1 protein-coding gene and 1 pseudogene are annotated in these 4808 nt (G+C 74.4%); both read right to left on the reverse strand.

Annotated features, from left to right (window positions below):
* Positions 1 to 520: pseudogene (locus B351_RS0102800) on the reverse strand (chemotaxis protein); the annotation flags it as partial.
* A partial coding sequence (locus tag B351_RS0102805; RefSeq protein ID WP_019397538.1) for an Hpt domain-containing protein occupies positions 507 to 4808 on the reverse strand: 4302 nt, incomplete at its 5' end. The gene B351_RS0102805 and the pseudogene B351_RS0102800, both read right to left, overlap by 14 nt.

The following is a 4808-nucleotide window of genomic DNA, read 5'->3' on the forward strand; positions in this document are numbered from 1 at the left end:
CCACCGCGGGCAGCGGCGGCGGCAGGTCCGGCGGCAGCTGCGCGGCCAGGTCCACGGTTTCGCCACCCAGCGCCAGGTCCGCGTCGATGCCGGCATGCGCCTGATGCAACGCAGCCGGGCGGCCGGGCTGCAGCTGCGCCGAGAAGTCGATGTCGTGCTCGCGGCCGGGCGGCAGCACGTCGTCGTGGCCGTGCAGCTTGGCCGCCAGGTGGCGGATCCAGCGCTGCGCCTCCCAGCCGTCGCGGCGCGCGGCCAGGTCGGCCTCGTCGAAGATCACCAGCAGGTCCGGCGACTCCAGCACCGGCTCCAGCGCCACCAGCGCGTCCTCCACCGCCGGCTCCAGCGCCACCAGCACCGCCTGCGCGCCGATCCCGGCCAGGGTGGCCAGGTCCAGCTCGACCGGGTCGGCTTCCAGCACCACGTTGCCGCCGGCGGCGTCCACCGCCTGGCGCAGCCGCTCCCGGGCCGCGCCCTGGCGGGCCAGCAATGCGACCGTCTTCGAGGAATCAGTCGCGGGCACGGGCGATCCCCAGCAGGTCGTACACGTTTCGCATCAGGTCCAGTTCCTGGTACGGCTTGCCCAGGTACCGCTGGACGCCGATCTCGAACGCACGCTGGCGGTGCTTCTCGCCGGTACGCGAGGTGATCATCACGATCGGCACGCCGCGGAAGCGCGCGTCGGCGCGCATCGCGGTCGCCAGCTCGTAGCCGTCCATGCGCGGCATCTCGATGTCCAGCAGCATGAGGTCGGGCACGCGCTCTTCCAGCTTCTCCAGCGCCTCGATGCCGTCGCGCGCGGTCACCACCTCGAAGTTGTGGCGTTCCAGCACGCGGCCGGTGACCTTGCGCATGGTCAGCGAGTCGTCGACCACCATCACCAGCGGCACGTGGCGCTGCTGCTGCGCCTCGGCCTCGGCGGCCGGGCGCTGCGGCTGCGCCAGGTGGCGGCGCACCAGCGGGGCGACGTCGAGGATCACCACCACGCGGCCGTCGCCGGTGATGGTGGCGCCGTAGATGCCCGGCACCGACGCGATCTGCATGCCGACCGGCTTGACCACGATTTCGCGGTTGCCGACCACCTGGTCGATCGCCACCGCGGCGCGCAGGTCGCCGGCGCGCACCAGCAGCAGCGGTACCTGGGCCTGGCCCTCGGCCTTGGCCGGGCCCTGCCCGACCAGCAGGCCGAGGTCGTGCAGCGCGTATTCCTCGCCTGCGTAGCGGTAGCCACCGGTGCCGCTCTCGAAGCGCTCGCGCGAGATCCGGCCGATGCCGCTGACCGAGGCCACTGGCACCGCGTAGGTGGTCTCGCCGATCTGCACGAACACCGCCTGGGTGACCGCCAGGGTCTGCGGCAGGCGCAGGGTGAAGGTCACGCCGCGGCCGACCACCGAGTGGATTTCCACGGTGCCGCCGAGCTGGCGCACTTCGTTGCGGACCACGTCCATGCCCACGCCGCGGCCGGCCAGCTGGCTGACCTGCTCGGAGGTGGAGAAGCCGGCCTCGAAGATCAGCGAATCCAGCTCGGTGTCGGTGAGCACCGCGCCCGGCTTGAGCAGGCCGCGCTGCTCGGCGCGGCGGCGGATCGCGTCGCGGTCCAGGCCGCGGCCGTCGTCGGACACCTGCAGCACGATTTCCGAGCCCTCGTGGCGCAGGGCGATGGTGATCGTGCCTTCCTCGCTCTTGCCCGCGGCCACGCGCTCGGCCGGGGTCTCCAGGCCGTGCGCCACCGAGTTGCGCAGCATGTGCTCGATCGGCGCGACGATGCGGTCGAGCACGTTGCGGTCCAGTTCGCCGTGGGTGCCGTCCAGGCGCAGCTGCACCTGCTTGCCGGTGTCGTGGCCGGCCTGGCGGACCACGCGGCGCAGGCGTGGCACGACGCTGTCGAACGGCACCATGCGCGCGCTCATCAGGCCGTCCTGCAGGTCCGAGCTCACGCGCGACTGCTGCTGCAACAGCACGTCGTACTGGCGGGCCAGGTCCTCGAGCACGCCCTGCAGGCCGGTAAGGGCGGCGGCGGACTCGTTCAGCGCGCGGCTGAGCTGCTGCAGGGTGGAGAAGCGGTCCAGCTCCAGCGGGTCGAAGGTCGGGTCGGCGCTGTCCTGCTCGCGCTGGTAGCGGGCGACGATCTGCGCCTCGGTCTCCAGGTCCAGGCGGCGCAGCTGGTCGCGCAGTCGGGCGTTGGTGCGGTCCAGCTCGGCCATGGCCGCGCGGAACGCGCCCAGCTGCTGCTCCAGGCGGGCGCGGTAGATCGCCACTTCGCCGGCATGGTTGACCAGGTTGTCCAGCAGGTCGGCGCGCACGCGCACCTGTTCCTGCGGGGCGCGCGGGGCGATGGCTTCCTCGGCCGGCGCCTCGGCTTCCTCGTCCACCGGGGCCGACAGCGGCGGCAGCGCCGCGGCGGTGGCGGCCAGCTGGACCTCGGCGGCGACATGCACCGGCTGCGGCTGCGGCGCGGCAGCCGGAGCGGCCTCGGCGTGCGGCTGCGCGGCCTCGGTGGGCGCCGCGGCGGCCGGCGCAGCGGCCAGAACGTCGTCCGCGACCGCGGGCACGGCCTCGCCGCGGATGCGCGCCTCGAACGCGGCGATCAGCGCGTGCGGCATGGCGGTGGCGCGGTGGGCACGGGTCTGCACCAACAGCTGGTGCAGGGTGTCGAAGCCGCGTTCCAGCAGCTGCACGTCACCGCGGCCCAGCTCGGTGCGATGCTCGGCGGCCGCTTCCAGCAGCGACTCGATCACGTGGCCGAGGTCGCCGATGGTGGCGATGCCGGCCATGCGCGCGCCGCCCTTGAGCGTGTGCAGGTCGCGCTGCAGGCCGATGATCGCCTCGCGCGCGGTGCTGTCGGCGCGCAGTTCCACCAGCAGCGCGTCGATGTGGTCGAGCAGGTCGCCGCCTTCCTCGACGAAGATGTCGACCAGGTCGCGGTCCAGCTCGCTGAAGTCCAGCATCGGCGCGTCGGCCGGCGCCCCCTCGGTTTCCGCCGGCAGTACCGGGGCGGCGGCGGGTGCCTCGGCGGCAACCGCGGGCGCCTCGGCCACCTCCGGCTGCACCGGCGCTTCCGCGGCCGGCTCGTCCGGGGCCGCAGTGGTTGCGGTCGCGGGGACTTCCGGCGCGGCCGCTTCCAGCGCGGCCTCGATGGCCTCGTGCAGCGGCGCCAGCACCGGGTCCGGGCTCGCGGCCACCGGCCCGGCCGCGGCCATGGAGGCGTCGTCGACGGCCGGCGCGGGACTTTCTTCCGCCACCGGCGCAATGCCGGCCGGCTCCACGGCGCCGCTGTCGGCCACCGGCTCCAGGTTCCAGTCCGCGGCCGCCGGCTCGATGGCCGGCTCCACGGCGACCGGCGGGTCGATGGTGGCCTGCGCGATGGCCGGCGGTTCGGCCGCCGGGGCGGCGGGCTCCGCGGCGACCTCGGGCGGGGTCCAGTCGAAGCTGAAATCGCCCGCATCGGTCGCAGCCTCTTCGCTGCCCGCGGGCGCGGCCGGCATGGCCTCGCCGGCGAAATCGGACGCGGCGCTGGCGTCCGCGCCGGCGAGCGGCTGCTCCACCTCCCACTGCCGGACGGCCGGGGCGCTGGTTTCCGGGGCCGCCGTCCCGGCGGCGTCCAGGTTCCAGTCCGGCACCTGGGGTGCCGCGGGCGCGGCACTGCCGGCATCGACCGCGGCCGGCTGGGCCTCGTCGCCACCCAGCGCGTCGACCAGGAAGCCGCTGAGGTCGACGCCGGTGAGTTCCATCGACGGATCCGGCGCCGCCGGCACGGCCGCGGCTTCGTCCTCGAGGATTTCCGGCTGCGACCAGCGCGCCTCCGGCAGGGTGTCGGCCATCGCCCGCAGGCGCGCGGCCAGCGCGGCATAGCTGGGGATACGCGGCGACTCGGCCTGCAGCGCCTGGATGCAGGCGCGGATCGTGGCCGCGGTGTCGGCCAGGGTCTGCACTTCCTCCGCGGAAGGCACGTGGCCGGCGGCGATGCCGCGCTTGATGTAGGTCTCGGCCGCGTCGGTGACCGCGGTGATCTCCGGCACGTCGGTCATCGCGAACGCGCCGTTCATGGTGTGCATGGCGCGCAGCAGCGGATCGTTGACCGCCTGCGGCGCCTGGCGCGCGGCGGCAATCCACGCGTCCACCGTCTCCAGGTGGGTGGCGACCTCGGTCTCGAGGATCTCGCGCAGCACGCTGTCGACCGAGGCCGGGGTGCCTTCGTCCACCACGGCGGCCACGGCCGCCGGCGGCGCCGGCATCGAGTAGAACGCTTCCTCGCCGGCGGCGATGCGCTCGGCCACCGACTCGATCGCGTGCAGGTCCAGGGCAAGCGCGCCGGTGCCGCGCAGCGCGGCATCGAACTGCGGCAGCACCTCGGTGGCCTGCTGCACCATCGCGACCACCGCCGGGCTGGCCGGACGGGTGCCGTCGAGCACGCGGTTGAGCATGCTCTCGATCTTCCAGGCGAACTCGCCCAGGGCACTGGCGCCGACCAGGCGGCCACTGCCCTTGAGGGTGTGGAACACGCGGCGGATCGGACGCAGGCGTTCCAGGTCGTCCGGCGCGCGCAGCCACAGCGGCAGCAGGCGCGCAAGGTTGCCGCGCTCTTCCTCGAACTCCTCCAGGAAGACTTCGCGGATGTCGGCGTCGATGTCCTGGTTGTCGTCGAAGCCGCCGTTGCGGGTGGCGGCAGGTGCCGGTGCGGCCGGCACGACCACCGGCGGCGCCGGTGGCACGGCCGGGGCGGCACCGACCGAGGCCGGCGGGATCGCCGCGGCGGCGGCGGCCATCTCGGCCAGCAGCGGATCGACGGACCCGGCGGCCGGAGCGGCCTC

The sequence above is a fragment of the Pseudoxanthomonas sp. GW2 genome, from assembly GCF_000283075.1.
Taxonomy (GTDB): Bacteria; Pseudomonadota; Gammaproteobacteria; order Xanthomonadales; family Xanthomonadaceae; genus Pseudoxanthomonas.